The sequence below is a fragment of the Flavobacterium sp. HSC-32F16 genome (genome assembly GCF_024171645.1).
In the GTDB taxonomy this organism is placed as follows: domain Bacteria; phylum Bacteroidota; class Bacteroidia; order Flavobacteriales; family Flavobacteriaceae; genus Flavobacterium.
The window spans coordinates 231,831-247,647 of record NZ_JALKAC010000007.1; the positions used below are offsets into that span (position 1 = coordinate 231,831).

At 33.4% G+C, this 15,817-nt stretch carries 13 protein-coding genes; 3 read left to right on the forward strand and 10 right to left on the reverse strand.

What is annotated here, in order from left to right; genetic code table 11:
- Window positions 1-5: 5 nt before the first annotated feature.
- The gene (locus tag L1276_RS18665; RefSeq protein WP_253790491.1) at window positions 6-1,388 is read right to left on the reverse strand and encodes a TolC family protein; all 1,383 of its coding nucleotides are present in this window, start codon (window positions 1,386-1,388) and stop codon (window positions 6-8) included.
- 174 nt (window positions 1,389-1,562) lie between these two features.
- Between L1276_RS18665 and L1276_RS18670 the strand changes: the two genes are divergently transcribed.
- From L1276_RS18670 to L1276_RS18680, 3 genes are all read left to right on the forward strand, one after another.
- Entirely contained in the window at window positions 1,563-2,609 is a 1,047-nt protein-coding gene (locus tag L1276_RS18670) for a sensor histidine kinase (RefSeq protein WP_253790492.1), read from the forward strand.
- Complete coding sequence (locus tag L1276_RS18675; RefSeq protein WP_253790493.1) at window positions 2,596-3,294, forward strand: LytTR family DNA-binding domain-containing protein; 699 nt, start codon at window positions 2,596-2,598, stop codon at window positions 3,292-3,294. Before L1276_RS18670 ends, L1276_RS18675 begins: the two co-directional genes overlap by 14 nt.
- Before the next feature lie 90 nt (window positions 3,295-3,384).
- On the forward strand, window positions 3,385-3,843 hold the full coding sequence (locus tag L1276_RS18680) for a hypothetical protein (RefSeq protein ID WP_253790495.1): 459 nt from the start codon (window positions 3,385-3,387) through the stop codon (window positions 3,841-3,843).
- Window positions 3,844-4,109: 266 nt separating this feature from the next.
- Here L1276_RS18680 and L1276_RS18685 read toward each other — a convergent pair whose 3' ends face one another.
- From L1276_RS18685 to L1276_RS18725, 9 genes are all read right to left on the reverse strand, one after another.
- A complete protein-coding gene (locus L1276_RS18685; protein WP_253790497.1) occupies window positions 4,110-4,874 on the reverse strand; it encodes an SDR family oxidoreductase in 765 nt (254 codons plus the stop codon).
- Between the two features lie 278 nt (window positions 4,875-5,152).
- Window positions 5,153-5,878, reverse strand: coding sequence for an SDR family oxidoreductase (locus L1276_RS18690; protein WP_253790499.1), 726 nt, complete (start codon window positions 5,876-5,878; stop codon window positions 5,153-5,155).
- A gap of 223 nt (window positions 5,879-6,101) precedes the next feature.
- Entirely contained in the window at window positions 6,102-7,025 is a 924-nt protein-coding gene (locus L1276_RS18695; RefSeq protein ID WP_253790501.1) for an AraC family transcriptional regulator, read from the reverse strand.
- Between the two features lie 142 nt (window positions 7,026-7,167).
- A complete protein-coding gene (locus tag L1276_RS18700) occupies window positions 7,168-7,725 on the reverse strand; it encodes a 2'-5' RNA ligase family protein (protein ID WP_253790503.1) in 558 nt (185 codons plus the stop codon).
- Between the two features lie 15 nt (window positions 7,726-7,740).
- Window positions 7,741-10,002 (reverse strand): CocE/NonD family hydrolase, encoded by a 2,262-nt coding sequence (locus L1276_RS18705; protein WP_253790505.1) that lies wholly within the window; start codon window positions 10,000-10,002, stop codon window positions 7,741-7,743.
- A gap of 94 nt (window positions 10,003-10,096) precedes the next feature.
- Window positions 10,097-11,467, reverse strand: a complete 1,371-nt coding sequence (locus L1276_RS18710; RefSeq protein ID WP_253790507.1) for an alginate export family protein — start codon at window positions 11,465-11,467, stop codon at window positions 10,097-10,099.
- Between the two features lie 5 nt (window positions 11,468-11,472).
- A complete protein-coding gene (locus L1276_RS18715; protein WP_253790509.1) occupies window positions 11,473-13,260 on the reverse strand; it encodes an amidohydrolase in 1,788 nt (595 codons plus the stop codon).
- A 152-nt stretch (window positions 13,261-13,412) separates the two neighbouring features.
- Entirely contained in the window at window positions 13,413-14,102 is a 690-nt protein-coding gene (locus L1276_RS18720; protein WP_253790511.1) for a hydrolase, read from the reverse strand.
- A gap of 227 nt (window positions 14,103-14,329) precedes the next feature.
- Window positions 14,330-14,644: a hypothetical protein gene (locus L1276_RS18725; protein WP_253790513.1), complete on the reverse strand. Its 315-nt coding sequence runs from the start codon at window positions 14,642-14,644 to the stop codon at window positions 14,330-14,332.
- Window positions 14,645-15,817: the final 1,173 nt, after the last annotated feature.

Sequence of the window (15,817 nt, forward strand, 5' to 3'; positions counted from 1 at the left end):
TATAATTAAAATTCATTTATAAATAAGTCAAAATTGCCCGTTGCGGCTACTTTCAGTAAGAACGACTGCCATACATTATTGTTGACAATATCACGGTCGATTTCGGCACGGTTTAAAACATACATCGTTTGTGTCAAATCGGTCAGATCGGTTAAACCGTTTTTGTATAAAGTCGATTTCTGAATGTAAGCTCTTTTTGCCGCGTCAACCTGAATCGGCGCTTCGGCATAATTTTCTAACGTAATTTTGATCTTATCTTCGGCAAAATTCAATTGCGATTTCAATTCTCTATCTGCCTGATTGTATTCTTCCTGCAAAGCTTGAGAAACAAATTTCTGAGCGCTCACTTGTTTGCTTGATCTAAAAGGTGTGGTTAAATTCCACGTAATTCCAACTCCAATTAAATAGTTGGTACGATCTGGATTTACGCCATCCCAATAATTTCTGCTAAAAGCAGTTTGATCTGACGCATAAGTATTGTCAAATCCTGAAGCTCTGGTTTGTAAAACTCCAAAAGCACTCATCGTTGGATAGTAAAAACGTTTGAATAATTTAACCTGCTGATTGCTGTAATCGATTTTCGTTTTATACAATTGTAATAACGGATGAAGACTGTCGTTTGTCGCATTTCCTTGAATCAATTCTTTCGGAATCTGCGTTACAAAAAGCGTATCTGCAACAAAATCCTGCGGCGCAACGCCCATTAAATCGACTAATTTGTTGTTTTGTTCTTTAACGAAATTCTTTGCTAAATTTAAAGCAATTTTTGCTTTTGAAACTTCGGCTGTAGCCAATGTAGAATCGACTCCGGCTAACAATCCGTTTTTAACTCTTGCGGCGGCTGTTCTTTTAAAAACTTCAGCACGGTTAAGGTTTTTTTGCTGTGAAATCAATAAGCGCTGGCTTGCCAAAAGATTTAAATAAGCCGCCGAAATTTTGATTTCCTGCTGGAATTTTTCCTGCTCTAAATCTTTTTCTTTAGCCTGAACATCAATTTTAGATAAATTGATTTTTTCCTGTGTTTTTCCGAAGGTGAAAAAATCCCAGTTCATGTTGACTAAATAAAGCGCACCAAACGCCGAATTCCAGTTTTGTTCAGGAAGAGGTAGACCTGATGAAGCAACTCCTAAACCTCCAAAACCATAAAGCGGTCCGTTTTGTCCGTTTACCGTTCCGTAATCCTGCTGTGCCGATAAATTCAAGTTTGGCAGATAATCACGACGAGATTGTTTTAGAGTCTCTTTTGATGCATTGGTGTAATTGTTTTTTGCCCGGATAGAACCGTAGTTTTCAAGACCTGTTTTTACTGCTTCTTTTAAAGACAGGTTTTGAGCGTAACCAATTGAGGCAAAAATCAAAAATAATAAGGTAATTTTTTTGAAATACATAAACTCAAGGTGTAATATAAATAGTTTTTGATGAAACAAATTTATTTCTCTTACGCTGATAAAAGTCAGGTTAAGTGATGTACTGCAATTAAAAATGACCAATTCAATTGGTCATTTTAAAGAATTATTAATTAAATATTTGTCCGTACTTTGTAAACTATTTAAGTTAAAAAAATGAGCATAAAATTTGATAATATACTGGATAACAAATGGTGGCAGGAAATTGCCGTCGTCGGGTTTTCCTTTACGATTTACACCTTAAAAAACGACTGGATGTTATTTAGTTCATTAACTTCCGTTTTAATGGGCATTTTTTTCTACTTCATTCTTTACATGCACGCTCAGTTTAATCGTTTTTTTCTTCTTCCAATATTATTTAAAACACGCCGTCCCGCAACTTATATATTCTTAACGCTTTTTGGAGTTTTTGTTTTCTCGATTGTTTTATATGAGATTACGATGCTCAATATGTTCAGCAATTGCCATTTGTATCAAAACTCGCATCAGCGAAGTTACATGTACCAATTGGCGAGCGTTTTAGGAACTTTGGTTTGTATTTTGAGTCCCATTATTGTTTTTAAATTTTATAGAATCCACAGAAAACGTACCGAAGAAGCTTTGCTTTTTAATCAAATGCAGCTGAATTCTTTAAAAGGACAATTGAATCCGCATTTTTTATTTAATACCTTTAATACGCTTTACGGAATTAGTTTAGAATTTCCGGACAGAACACCGGATTTGATCATGAAGGTTTCACAGCTAATGCGTTATCAATTAGAAAGTAACAGCAAACAATGTGTATCTTTAGAAGATGAATTGGAATTTATAAACAGTTACGTTCAGCTCGAAAAAGAACGGGTTGGCTATCGATGCGATATTACTTTTGATTCTAAAGTAGACAATCAAAATGCTTATAAAATCTCGCCGATGCTTTTAATTGCTTTTATTGAAAATGCTTTTAAACACGGAACCTGCGCCATCGAAAAATGTTTTGTTCAGATTTTTATAACCGTTGAAGACGGACAGCTTCATCTTCATGTTGTAAATTCTATTCCGAAGAAAACAGAAGTGGTTTCTACTAAAATTGGTCTGAAAAATACAATTGAAAGACTGAATTTGATTTTCGGAAAAAACTACAATCTCGATATTCAGGATAATAAAAATACGTATATAGTTGATTTAAAACTGCAGCTGAAAAGATTTGCTAATGAGAGATCCTAAAAAATGCATAATTGTTGATGATGAGCCCGCTGCGCATTATGTTTTAGTTAATTATATAAAACAGAATCCGCAGTTAGAATTGGTTTTTCAAGGCTATAACGGCATTGAAGCGATGGATTATCTAAGAGAAAATAAAGTCGATTTAATGTTTCTGGATATTAATATGCCGGAGATTTCCGGAATGGAATTATTAAAAATCATTCCCAATCATCCTAAAACAATTCTAACAACTGCTTATTCTGAATTTGCGCTTGAAAGTTATGATTACGGGGTGATTGATTATTTATTAAAACCCATTTATTTTCCGAGATTTTTAAAAGCAATTGATCGTTTTTTTTCGACAGAAGCAGTAAAAGGAAAAGAAGATGAAATTGATATAAACGCAGTAAAAGTAAAAGTAGACGGCTATTTTATTGAAATAGAATTAGACCAGCTTTTATTTGCACAGAGTTTTGGGAATTATGTCAAACTGCACACAACCAAACGAACTTATCTGGCATCCATCACGACAACTGAGTTCGAAAAATGCCTGCCGGAGAAAAATTTTATGCGTATTCATAAATCTTATATTGTGGCTCTGGATAAAATTGAAGCGGCAGAAAAAGATTTTGTGGTCATTAAAAATGAAAAATTACCTATTGGAATAACCTACAAAAGGGAATTAACCGACAGGTTAAAAAAGTAATATTATTTTTAATAAAAAATATTTGATATTTATTTTAAAAGTAATACTTTTAGTATGAGGTTTTCGATTCTCAATTTAAATATTAAGGTCATGAAAAACGTATTCTTACTTATAGTTTTATTCTGGAGCAGTTTTATAATTGGACAAAATACTATTGTAACGCCGCCAGAAAAAGTGAGGTTTACTTTTGAAAAAGAATATCCAAATAAAACAGCCGTCTGGTCTTTAAAATATGTTGGAGATGATGATGACGAAATTAGATACGAAGCGAAGTTTAATGCAGATAAAAATACCAAAGCCCTTGCGGTTTATGATAATCTGGGAGTTTTAAAAGCATACGAACAGCAAATTCCGTTAAGTAAACTGCCTGTTAAAGCACAGAGTTATTTAAAGAAAAATTATCCTGCCAAAGCCATAAAAGAAATAGCAGTTGTGGTAGATGATAAAAGCAAAACTACCTATGAAGTAGGTGTAGAAAAAGATTCAAAATTCTACGATGTTGTTTTTGATAAAAACGGCGGATTTGATGTCTCAATCCAAAAAGACTAAAAAAAGAGTACTTACTAATTCAATTATATTTGAAACGGCAAACCCGATAAGTTTTTTTAAAGCTTATCGGGTTTTGTTTTTAGTTTTTTTGTTTCAGGTTGATGCTCTTTGTGTATTTTAACCGCAAAGTGCGCAAGGTTTTTTTCTAAGATTTATGCATAAACGCAAAGTTCGCAAAGCTTTGTCAGAGAACTTTGCGATCCTTGCGCAAACCTTAGCGTTCTTTTCGGTTAAACCACCAACCATCAACCACCAACCATCAACAATTAAAGCATCATTCCGCCAGAAGCTTCAATTCTTTGTGCGTTTATCCAGCGCGCATCTTCGGTACATAAAAAGGCAACAACGCCGCCAATATCATCAGGTAATCCAACTCTTCCTAAAGCTGTTACAGAAGCAATTTGCTGGTTCATTTGCTCATTGTCACGAACCACTCCGCCGCCAAAATCAGTTTCAATAGCGCCTGGAGCGACTACATTTACTCTGATTTTTCTTGCACCCAATTCTTTCGCCTGATATTTTGTTAAGGTTTCAATTGCCCCTTTCATCGAAGCATAAGCTGCATAACCAGGGAATGAAAATCTTGCTAAACCGGTAGAAATGTTTACAATTCCGCCGCCGTCATTCATCACGTTCAATCCTTTTTGAGTTAAGAAAAACGGTCCTTTGAATTGAATATTAGTCAATTGATCAAATTCAGCTTCTGTTGTTCCAATGAAAGAATTGTGAATTCCGATTCCGGCATTGTTTACTAAAAAGTCAAATTTATCGGTTTTAAAAGTGCTTTTTAAAGTTGCTTCTACTTCGTTAAAGAAAGAATCAAAAGTTCCAGATTCAGCAACGTTCAATTGAAGAGAAGCCGCTTTCTGACCTAAATTTTCGATTTCTTTTACCACTAAATCAGCTTCTTCTTTTTTACTGTTGTAAGTAATAATTACGTCGATACCTTTTTTTGCAATTGCAATTGCCATATTTTTTCCTAAACCTCTGCTGCCACCTGTAACAAGAGCTATTTTTGTATTTACTGCCATTTTTATAATTGTTAATTGTGAATTATTTGTTGTTGTTTTTCTGTCAGTCTGAGCGAAGTCGAAGACCTATACGATATGATTATTTTTAAACACATAGAAACATAGATTTTATTTTGATTTGAAAAGATTGTAAAAAGAAACTAGTTTCTAACACATAGTAATGTGAGATTTAGATAAATTAAGTTTTTTTTTAGCTGCATTTCTATGTTTGTTTTAATAAATGAAATGCCTTTTATGTGTTTACAATAGCTATGTTTCTATGTGTTTAAAAATTAATTTCAGTTACCGTGTAATGCGTTAAATGACGCTTTTAATTCTGGAACGCTTGCATTTAATCTCGTCTCGCTGGTTCCAAAAGTCAATTCTTGTCTTCCTTCTTTTAATTGTTCAAAAATAGATTCGATAAAACTGCTAACGCTTGGATGTGCGTCGTGAAGACCAATTCCGCCTAAATCTGTGTTTAGTGCAGGTGGAATAATTTCGATTACTTCGATATTTTTTTCTTTTAATAAATGACGAAGTGAAAGCGTAAACGATCTGAAAAATGCTTTTGTAGCCGAATAAACTGGAACTTTTGCAAAAGGTGAAAATGCGAGTCCGGAAGTAACATTCATTACCGTTTTTAAAGATTTTAACTGAATAAATAAAGAAGTTAAATGCAATGGAGCTTCGATATTTGTGTTTAACTCAGCTTTCATGCTTTCGTAGAAATTGTCATCAGTTATTGAAATCCAGTTTTGAATTCCTGCATTATTGATTAATACATTTAAATCAGGATGATTTTCAGAAATCCATTCGTAAAGTGCAATGCGCTCTTTTTCAATTGACAAGTCACAGATTTTTGTAATAACCGAAGGAAATTTTGCTTTTACTTCGTTTAAAACTGATTCTCTTCTGCCACAGATAATCACAATATTGTTTTCCTGAATAAATCGTTCGGTAAGTCCAAATCCGATACCGCTTGCTCCTCCAGTTATTAGTATTTTGTTGTTTGATAAATTCATCTTTTCGATCTTTTAAATTGATAAGACAAAGGTAGGAGTGAAGTAGAGATGGGAAATTGTAAATATCAAACCGATGTTTGCGAAATTCAAATCACGAGTGATAAATTCAAAATTTTTAAATTGCTTCGCCTGTTCGCTATCGCTCGAGTCCAAATTCCAATAACGTTGCGCTGAAACTTTGACAAAGTTCTCGAAACCTGAAACCTGAAACCTGAAACAAAAACTAACTCCTAAAAGCCAGCGGCGTAAACGAAGTTTGTTTTTTAAAGAAATTAGAAAAATGCGCTAATTCTTCAAATCCAAGTGAATAAGCGATTTCAGAGATATTCCAATCGGTTTGTTTTAAAAGGATTTTCGCTTCATTTGTTAATCTGGAACTAATTAATTCTGTTGTAGTTTTTCCGGTGTTTTCCTTTAAAACCTTATTTAAATGATTCACGTGAACCGATAATCTTTCTGCAAAATCTTTGGCAGTTCTCAGTTCTAATCTTTGATTTGGAGATTCTATTGGGAATTGTCTTTCTAATAATTCAGCAAATAAAGAAGAAACTCTCGCAGCTGAATTGTGTTTAGAATATAAAGCTGTTATAGGCTGTAATTTTTGTCCGAAGTGAATTAATTCGGCAACATAATTTCGGATTAAATCGTATTTATAAATATAATCGGAATTGATTTCTTTTTGTATCTTTTTGAAAATCAAAGCGACTTCTTCGACTTCTTCATCAGATAATTGAAAAATAGGATAACCATCTGAAGCAAAAATTGGAAGTTCATCCAGATCAATTCCGCTTTTACTTTTGGATAAAAATTCACTGGTAAAAACACAAAACTGTCCGCCTTGATTGGTGTCTTGCGGTAAATAATTGTACGGAATTTTTGGTGTTGCAAATAACAATCCCTGTTTTTCAATTTCGATTACTTTGTCGGCATATTCCGCTTTATTGTGACCTCGAATTAAACTAATTTTGTAATAAGCTCTTCTGTCATAAGGCATTCCAGGTTTTCCTTTCATACGCTCCAGAAGTTCTTGAATATCAAAAACATTAAAATGACCAATCTCTTTCTGAATGTCATTTGGGAGTAAAGAATTAGGTTCAATAGTGGAACCTTCGGTTATGTCTTTGTAAAATGAATCTAGGGATTTCATATTTGTGAATTGTAAAATTCAAATATACGAAAAAAATGGTCTTGTGTTTTTTGCCACGAAGGCACTAAGGCAGAAAGTTTATTTTGTAAAGCCATAATGACATCAAAAATCTTTGTGTCTTAGCGTCTTTGCGGCAAAACCTTTAAAACAAACTTCCTTGTACAAACTCAGGTTCAGGATTACTTCCAAAAGGAAAAGCATCAATTACAAAAAACTGTTTTTTTATTGGGTCAAATTCTCGTAAAACAATTTCATTGCATTCAAATTGAAGATCAATCGTGGTAAAGAGTTCAGAAGCTATTTTAAGATTCTCAGGTGTTAGTTTCCTGCCGATTGACAGATGCGGATTATCACTTTTATGCTTTAAAGACTTTAGAGTTTCATGAATCTTTTTCATGATTGGGACAAAACGATTTTTTGAATCTTCATTTACACCAATAAAAAAAGCACCAGCATTAAGAAAAGAATCGAAATGATCTAAATATGCTTGAAAAGGAGTAAAAGTATCCGAAATTTTAGCAAGCTTTTGTTTGATGGAATCAAGCTTTGATTCATCAATTTTAAATTCACAAATCGTAATATGCGCTTCAGAATTACAACTGTTGTACCATTCTATTTTGCTTTTTAAAAAGTCTTTCAATTTTTTAACAGGCTCAACCAATGTTTTAGAATAAAATACAACCGAATATGTTTTCTCCATTTGATACAAACTGTTTTACAATTTTAAAATAGGAATTGTAATAGTGCTGTCAGAATACCATTTTATTTTTAAAGGCTCTTTAGCATCAGCAATGGTTTCGTCACTAACATTTTTACCCGATCCGTAATTAATTTCCCAGTTTGGATTTTTGTTAGCACCTAATACTATTACAATCGAACTTCCTTTTTCTAATTCTTTAGAAATTATAAAGGTTTGTTCAATATCTATTGTTTCAATTTTATTTGGAGTCAATAATTGTCTTTTGGTTCTGTCTTTTGCAAAACTGGCTCTTTGTAAATTATTGGTTAAAGCAAAATATTGGCCTTTTGCTGTTTTTTCATAAAGTTGTATTTCAACATCAATATCTTTTTTGTTGGTGCTTATTTTTAATGATGTTTTTAATGAACCACTAATTATAGTTGAAGTTTCAAGGGCATCGCTTTCAAAAACCAAAAGATGTTTTTCTGGTTTTAAAATTGAATCTATAACTTTAGGAAAACCATTTACGAAGTCATCATTGTAAATGTTATTTTCAGCCCGATCTGTAAAATCAACAGTCTGATTAATAGAAACAGTTTTTTTTGGTGCTGTTTTTTGCAATGAATATTTTGAATTGTTGTTGTTTAAATAAAAGGTCAGATTTTCATTGTGCATTTTGTCTAATGAAGAAACGCTTTTCCATTCATTTTTACCCATAATTTCAAAGTTTACTTTATCTTTTAAAATTTCGGGGCGTTTTGCACCTTTCAAAATATGATCAAACCATTGAAAAATGATTGTTTTAATAGGGATATTTGCTGCTTCATCGATAGTGTAACCGCCTAATTCTTTTCTAGGAGTTCCTTGTGAACCGCCATGATCATAAGGCCCGATTATAAGGTAATAATTATCGCTTTTATTATATTTTTGGTACTGATTGTAGTAATACATCGCTCCAAGCTGGTCGTCATCATAATAACCTGTTGTACTTAAAATAGGAATATTAATGTTTGCAAAAGCTTCTTTTTGGGGTGTCATATTCTGCCAATAGCTGTCATAAGCAGGATGTTCCAGCCATTTTTGAAATAAAGGCGAAGGATTGCCTTCAATTTTATCTAAAGATCGGAAACTAGCTCCGGTTTTATAATATTGCGTAAAAACTTCGTCCCATTTTTTATTGTTTAAAAAGGTGTTGATATCCGTCAATTTGTTATTGGCAACCAAATGAATCCATTTTAAGGCATAGCTCATAAAGACGCCGTTCTGCATGGGAAAATCAATTCCTGCGCCTACAGAAACCAAAGGCACAATTGTTTTTAAAGCAGGATGTACTTTTTTTACAGCGCTCCATTGGCTAAAGCCTAAATAACTGCCTCCGTATATTCCAATTTTACCATTGCACCACGATTGTTTACTAATCCAGTCCAGAATATGATAAGCATCGTCGCCATCGTGTTCGTAAGGTTCTATTGGATCACTGCTTAAACGTTTGCCTCGTGTATTGGCAACAAAACCAACATACCCCATATTGGCTATTTCTTTGCAGTTACTGACTTCATTTCCTGCATAAATAGTATACTGCATTACAACAGGCTGTGGTTCGGTTATGTTTTTCTTTCTAACCATAGCACCCGAAATTGTGCTTCCGTTTGGTAAAGTAATAATGATATCACGATCTATTATATAAGTATCGGCTTCTATTTTTGTAATTATTTTAGAGGCAAGAGAAAGTGTTTTACTCAAAATAAAATAGCGGGAATACTGTCGGCATAACTGCGCGGCATCTTTTACACTAATGCTGTCATTATCCTGAACTGCTTTGAGCTGTACTTCAAAATCGTTTTTAACGTCGGATAGTTTTAATTCATAATATCCTTCGGCCCAGCTCTTTCCTTCGTAATCTAAAGTATTGTATAATTTGTAAAACTCCGCTGTAAAAGTCTTTTCAAAATCAGCTTTTGTTTTAGGTTCTTTTAAAGCTGTTTTTCCATAAGTTTTATAGATAAACCCTAAAGGTCTGTTGGCAATACTGTCACCTAAAATTTCCTGTGCATTGGTTACAAATGTCTGATGCATTCCTTTATAATCGCCTGCAACAGATTGTATTCTGGCATAATAGTCTAAATAAGAAGCTCTGCTTGGGTTTTTATAAAGCGGCAATACCTTTTTGGCAAGAACCGGCATACTTTTGCTGAGAGTCAGACTGTCTTTGTAATTGCTTTTTTCGAAATAAATTTTTTGTGAAGTTCCTATTTGAAAGGAAAAACAAATTAATAATAGAATGATGTTTTTTTTCATCTTTAGAAACTTACGTTTTGAGGTATTGGTTTAAATTTGTGTGCTCAAAAGTAGCATAAATTTCTTATTAATCGATAAACACGTTTTATTATATTTAAAATTTAAATTGAGCGGTTAACGCTGCATAAAAGTAGTCTTTTCCTGAACCCACTTCTTTTAAAAATGAACCGGTATTAAACCATCCTGTTTCTAATGTAAAGGCTAAATAATCATTTGCCTCATAATCTAAATTCGAAATTAACTGTGAACCTATAAAACGTTCGTTTGTATTTTCTCCAGAATATAAAAGCTGCATATTGGGTGCATATAATCCATCGCTTATGGTTTGTCTCCAGAAAATGTCATAATCAATGCCAAAGCCCCATTTATCTGATAAAGTTAAACTGATTGAAGGGTGAACATCAATTAAATTGGACGGACCAATTAAAGCTACTAATCCAAAATAAGCGCCTCTTGGATATAAAGGATTAAAAGTTTCCAAATGATTATCATCAGAATGTTTATCTCCTGAAATGATCTCGGTTTTAAGTCCTATTTCCGGCTTAAATTTTATGTTTTCGAAAGTATAACAGGCAAAAGAAGAAATTGTCCAGGCTGAGATTGTCTTTTGACTGATGTTTCCAAATTGATAAACGCCTTCAAAATCGTATTTCCAATTTCCTTTGTTTTTCCAGATTCGGGTTCCAATTGACTGCCTGTTTTCTTCTCCTGCGGCATCATCAAAAACAGATCGGCTTTTCCATAAACCTAAATAATAAAAATCGATATTTTGAATAAAAGGCGCTTTATGAATTACAGTATAACTTCCCCAAAACTGTGCATTTTCATTAAAGCTGTCATTAAAAGTTCCGGGTTTATTCGCAATTGGATGCGTGTAAAAAGCGTCAGTCTGCCAATTTTTGTTTTTATAAAATAGTTTTACAGCATCAAAAGCAAGTCGGCTGTTAGGACCTTCACGCACGGCGACTAAGCGCTGTGAACCATACATCATTTCTTGTCTTCCGGAGCGCAGTGTTAACTGCTGTTTTTCGTTTCGAATAAAATCTATATCCAAAAAGGCCTGATGAATATCTAATTGATTTTGATCTACCGGACTTGGATCTGTTTTACTGTTGGCTAAACTGCTTTGTAATTCAAAAAAAGTTCTAAAAACTCCTAAATGAACATCGGCATGAAGCAGATAACGAGAAAGTAAATAACCATCGCCTTCATCAGATTCGTCGCCCCATTTATCATTTATGGTATAGGTGTATTGCAATCTTGCTTCACCGCCAACGGATGCATAATAATTTTCATTTCTGCTTAATGGAATATATTTGATTTTCTCGTAAAAGTTTTTAGTCGAATCGGCTTTTAGATATCTCAAATCATCTTCATATCGCAGCTTTTGGAAAACTGGTTTTTGTTGTGCGTTTGCCGAAAAAAAGATTCCCAAAAGCAACAATAAGAAGAATGTGTTTTTCATTTTGTTTAGTTTTTTTGATAACCTCCAAAGTAATTTACCGGACTCCAGTCTGGAATTGCTTTTGGTTTTTCGTTTGCAAAAGTTCTAAAGTCATTATCGGCATATATTACTTTTCCGTTTACGACTGTAAGTTTAGATTCGATGTTTAAGATATTTTCTTCAGAAGTTGAAAAATAATCATCAGAAAGAATCGCAAAATCGGCTAATTTATCTGCTGTAAGCATTCCTCTGTCTTTTTCAATATTGATTAATTGTGCGCTTCCGTAAGTAAATAATTTTAAAGCGGTTGTTCTGTCTACAATATTTTCGTCGTTCATATATTTTAAACCACCCAATGTTTTTCCTGTAGTTAACCAATATAAACCCACCCACGGATTGTAACTTGCTACACGGGTTCCGTCAGTTCCCATTCCAACTTTAATTCCTAATTCTAATATTTTCTTTAGCGGCACCGTATTCGCAGCAGCGGTTTTCCCATATCTTTTAATGAAACTTTCTCCCTGATATGCCATTCTGTGCTGAATTGCTAATCCTCCGTTTAAAGCTTTGATGCGTTTCAAATTTTCTAAAGAAACCGTTTCTCCATGATCAAAGAACCATAAAAGTCCGTTTAAAGGCGTTTCTTTATTGATGTCTTCAATAACATTTAAAAAACGTGTAATGCTTTCATTATAAGTAGCGTGAATTCTAAAGGGCCATCTATTTTTTACTAATAAAGATAAAACTTCTTTTAATTGACCTTCCATCGCCGGGCTTAATTCTGGCCTTGGTTTGTCGAAGTTTTCAAAATCTCCGGCACTCATTACCAAATTTTCTCCTGCACCCTGAACGTGATATTCTACTTTATCTGAATGATGATCGTCGTCACAGCCTTCACCAATTTCGACTGTCTGCATCCATTTTGTGTAATCGTTTAATTCAGTTCCTGCTTTTTGAGCAAACAAATAATAAGGCATTCTAATGGTTAAATCGCTGTCTTTGCATAAACCGTTTGTTACGCCGTAATCGTCTGGAAAGTTCTGAAATCCGCCTCCGGCATCCATAATGGCTGTTACGCCAAGACGGTTCATTTCGGTCATAAATTGTTTAGTCGAATTGAATTTTTCTTCTTGTGTCAATTCTGGAAGTTTAGCAAGCGTAGAGTATAAAATAAAAGCATTTGGTTCTGCAACTAATAAACCGGTTGGGTTTCCGTTTGGATCTTTTTCAATCAATCCCGCATTTGGATTTGGCGTATTGGCGTCGATTTTTAAAGTTTCTAAACCTGCTTTGTTCAAATAAGCGTGTCCGTACAAGTGAAGAATAAATGTTGGAACATCGCCTGTTGCTTCGTTGATTTCGGCTAAAGTAGGGAGTCTCTTTTCTTCGAACTGATAAGCATTCCATCCGCCTACAACGCGAACCCATTGTCCTTTTGGAGTTCTTTGCGCTTGTTCTTTCAGCATGGCCAAAGCTCTTTTTAGAGAACGAACGCCGTCCCAGCGTAATTCGGTATTAAAGAATCTTCCGCCTCTGATAATGTGCATGTGAGAATCGAATATTCCCGGAATAATGGTTTTTCCTTTAGCATCAATTACCGTTGTTTTTTTGTCTTTTAATTTTAAGATTTCGCTGTTTTTTCCTGTTTTAAGGATTTTGCCATCGGCGACAGCCATAGCTTCAACGATTGTATTTTTATTGTCCAAAGTGTGAATTACAGCATGATGAACGATGAGTGTCGCTTTTTTGCTTTGCCCAAAAATGGGAAGGGAAATGATTAAAAGAAAAGCTGCTATTTTGAAAGAGAGTTTCATGGTGGTGGTATTTTGAGTTGGTTTTGGGAGAAAAAAAGACTGTGCGGTTACACAGCCTTTTTTGATGGAATAAAATTAGACGCTGATTTACACAGATTTTTTTTATGTAATGGTTTGAATTTTAAATCCGTTTTATCTGCGTTCAATGAAATTTAGTGTTTTAACATTTCGTGAGCGTATTGAACACCTACACCGTAAGCACCGCCGTATTTTTTAACTAAATCGGTTACAGGTACGTAAGTTTCCTGACGAGCCCAGTCGCGTTGTAATTCTAGTAAATATTGTAATGAAGTTATTGGGTGTGCACCAGCCTGAACCATACGAGTTACAGCCATTTCGTGTGCTTCTTTAGAAATATCGCCGCTTGCATCTGTAATTACGTAAACATCATATCCTTCGTTGATTGCTGATAATGCCGGTCCAACGATACAAACGCTTGTCCATAAACCTCCCAAAACGATTTTCTTTTTACCTTTTGCCACTATCGCTTTGTGTGCAGGAACATCTTCCCAGGTATTCATTGAAGTACGGTCAATATAGTTGGATGTTTTTTGAGGGTAGAATTCTTCAATTTCTTTAAATACAGGTCCGCTGAATGATTTTTCTGCAACGGTTGTTACAATGGTTGGAACTTTGAATATTTTTGATGCTCCGGCTACTAAAGCGGTGTTGTTTCTAAGCTGATCAATTGGAATATTGCTTACTGCAAAGGCCATTTGGCTTTCATAATCAATTAATACTAAAGTATGGTTGAATGGATCTAATTGCGCCGGACTTGGTTTTTGTGCGAATCCGATAAATGTTACAAATAATAAAGCTGCTGTAAGGATTAATTTTTTCATGATAATTTGATTTTGTTGTGAATAAAAAGGTTTTTTAAAATTATTTGATATTGATTTTCAGTGTTTTGCATTCAAATTAAATGCCTTGTTTTTAATGTATTGATTTTAAAAGGTTTTTCAGAAAAGGCAATAGTGATCCTGGCGATATATCGTTATTAAAATTGGATATTCGTTAAATGATTTTCGTTAAGCTTTTAATGAATTTTTAAAAGAGAAAAATGTGGTGCCTAAATTTTTCCTTTTTGATGTAATCTGTGGAGAATTTCTGATTTTAATAAACCGCTTCCTCCTCCAAAATGTTCAATTACTTCTACTTCTGGCTGTTGTTCTAAACAAAATAAAGTAAACTCTTTTTCGACATGGTCTTCGATTCCGGAACTCAATAGAACAATGTCAATTTTGTGATTCTGAAAATATTCCTGTGCTTCTTTTTCATCGTTGAAAGAAACTGCGTTCCAATCTTCATATGCGTTTACAAGGCGAAGTAAAATGGCCAGAATTGCTTCGTTTTTTCCGAGTAATAAGAATTCAAGTGTTTTCATTTTTTTTTAAGATTCTGAGATTCTGAGACACTAAGGTTCTAAGTTTTTTTTACTTTGAAAATTAGTTTTGACAGAACTTCTGATTTACTTTACAAATTTATTTGTTTTGTTTTTGCTTCCACTTAATCTAGAACAAGAAAATATTTTTTTTTTAAGATTCTGAGATGCTAAGGCACTAAGATTCTGAGTTTTATTTTCTATTTGGTTTCAGTTTTTGACAGAACTTGTAATCTACTTTGCAAATTTATTTGTTTTGTTTTTGCTTCAACTTAATCTGGAATAAGAAAGGATTTTTTATTTAAGATTCTGAGATGCTAAGGCACTAAGATTCTGAGTTTTTCTTTTCTATTTGGTTTCAGTTTTTGACAGAACATATAATCTACTATGCAAATTTATTTGTTTTGTTTTTGCTTCCACTTAATCTAGAACAAGAAAACATTTTTATTTAAGATTCTGAGATGCTAAGGCACTAAGATTCTGAGTTTTATTTTCTATTTGGTTTCAGTTTTTGACAGAACATGTAATCTACTATGCAAATTTATTTGTTTTGTTTTTGCTTCAACTTAATCTAGAATAAGAAAGGATTTTTATTTAAGATTCTGAGATGCTAAGGCACTAAGATTCTGAGTTTTTCTTTTCTATTTGGTTTCAGTTTTTGACAGAACTTGTAATCTACTATGCAAATTTATTTGTTTTGTTTTTGCTTCCACTTAATCTAGAATAAGAAAGGATTTTTTATTTAAGATTCTGAGATGCTAAGGCACTAAGATTCTGAGTTTTTCTTTTCTATTTGGTTTCAGTTTTTGACAGAACATGTAATCTACTATGCAAATTTATTTGTTTTGTTTTTGCTTCAACTTAATCTAGAATAAGAAAGGATTTTTATTTAAGATTCTGAGATGCTAAGACACTAAGATTCTGAGTTTTTCTTTTCTATTTGGTTTCAGTTTTTGACAGAACTTGTAATCTACTATGCAAATTTATTTGTTTTGTTTTTGCTTCAACTTAACCTGGAATAAGAAAGGATTTTTATTTAAGATTCTGAGATGCTAAGGCACTAAGATTCTGAGTTTTTCTTTTCTATTTGGTTTCAGTTTTTGACAGAACGTGTAATTTGTGTGGCAAAGATATTGCCTCTGCAATGATGCAGCAGTTAATCTAGAATAAGAAAAG

Bases quoted from the DNA above. Each gene is read 5' to 3' on its own strand.
- L1276_RS18665 (WP_253790491.1), bottom strand. From the start codon at position 1,388: ATGTATTTCAAAAAAATTACCTTATTATTTTTGATTTTTGCCTCAATT.
- L1276_RS18670 (WP_253790492.1), top strand. From the start codon at position 1,563: ATGAGCATAAAATTTGATAATATACTGGATAACAAATGGTGGCAGGAA.
- L1276_RS18675 (WP_253790493.1), top strand. From the start codon at position 2,596: ATGAGAGATCCTAAAAAATGCATAATTGTTGATGATGAGCCCGCTGCG.
- L1276_RS18680 (WP_253790495.1), top strand. From the start codon at position 3,385: ATGAAAAACGTATTCTTACTTATAGTTTTATTCTGGAGCAGTTTTATA.
- L1276_RS18685 (WP_253790497.1), bottom strand. From the start codon at position 4,874: ATGGCAGTAAATACAAAAATAGCTCTTGTTACAGGTGGCAGCAGAGGT.
- L1276_RS18690 (WP_253790499.1), bottom strand. From the start codon at position 5,878: ATGAATTTATCAAACAACAAAATACTAATAACTGGAGGAGCAAGCGGT.
- L1276_RS18695 (WP_253790501.1), bottom strand. From the start codon at position 7,025: ATGAAATCCCTAGATTCATTTTACAAAGACATAACCGAAGGTTCCACT.
- L1276_RS18700 (WP_253790503.1), bottom strand. From the start codon at position 7,725: ATGGAGAAAACATATTCGGTTGTATTTTATTCTAAAACATTGGTTGAG.
- L1276_RS18705 (WP_253790505.1), bottom strand. From the start codon at position 10,002: ATGAAAAAAAACATCATTCTATTATTAATTTGTTTTTCCTTTCAAATA.
- L1276_RS18710 (WP_253790507.1), bottom strand. From the start codon at position 11,467: ATGAAAAACACATTCTTCTTATTGTTGCTTTTGGGAATCTTTTTTTCG.
- L1276_RS18715 (WP_253790509.1), bottom strand. From the start codon at position 13,260: ATGAAACTCTCTTTCAAAATAGCAGCTTTTCTTTTAATCATTTCCCTT.
- L1276_RS18720 (WP_253790511.1), bottom strand. From the start codon at position 14,102: ATGAAAAAATTAATCCTTACAGCAGCTTTATTATTTGTAACATTTATC.
- L1276_RS18725 (WP_253790513.1), bottom strand. From the start codon at position 14,644: ATGAAAACACTTGAATTCTTATTACTCGGAAAAAACGAAGCAATTCTG.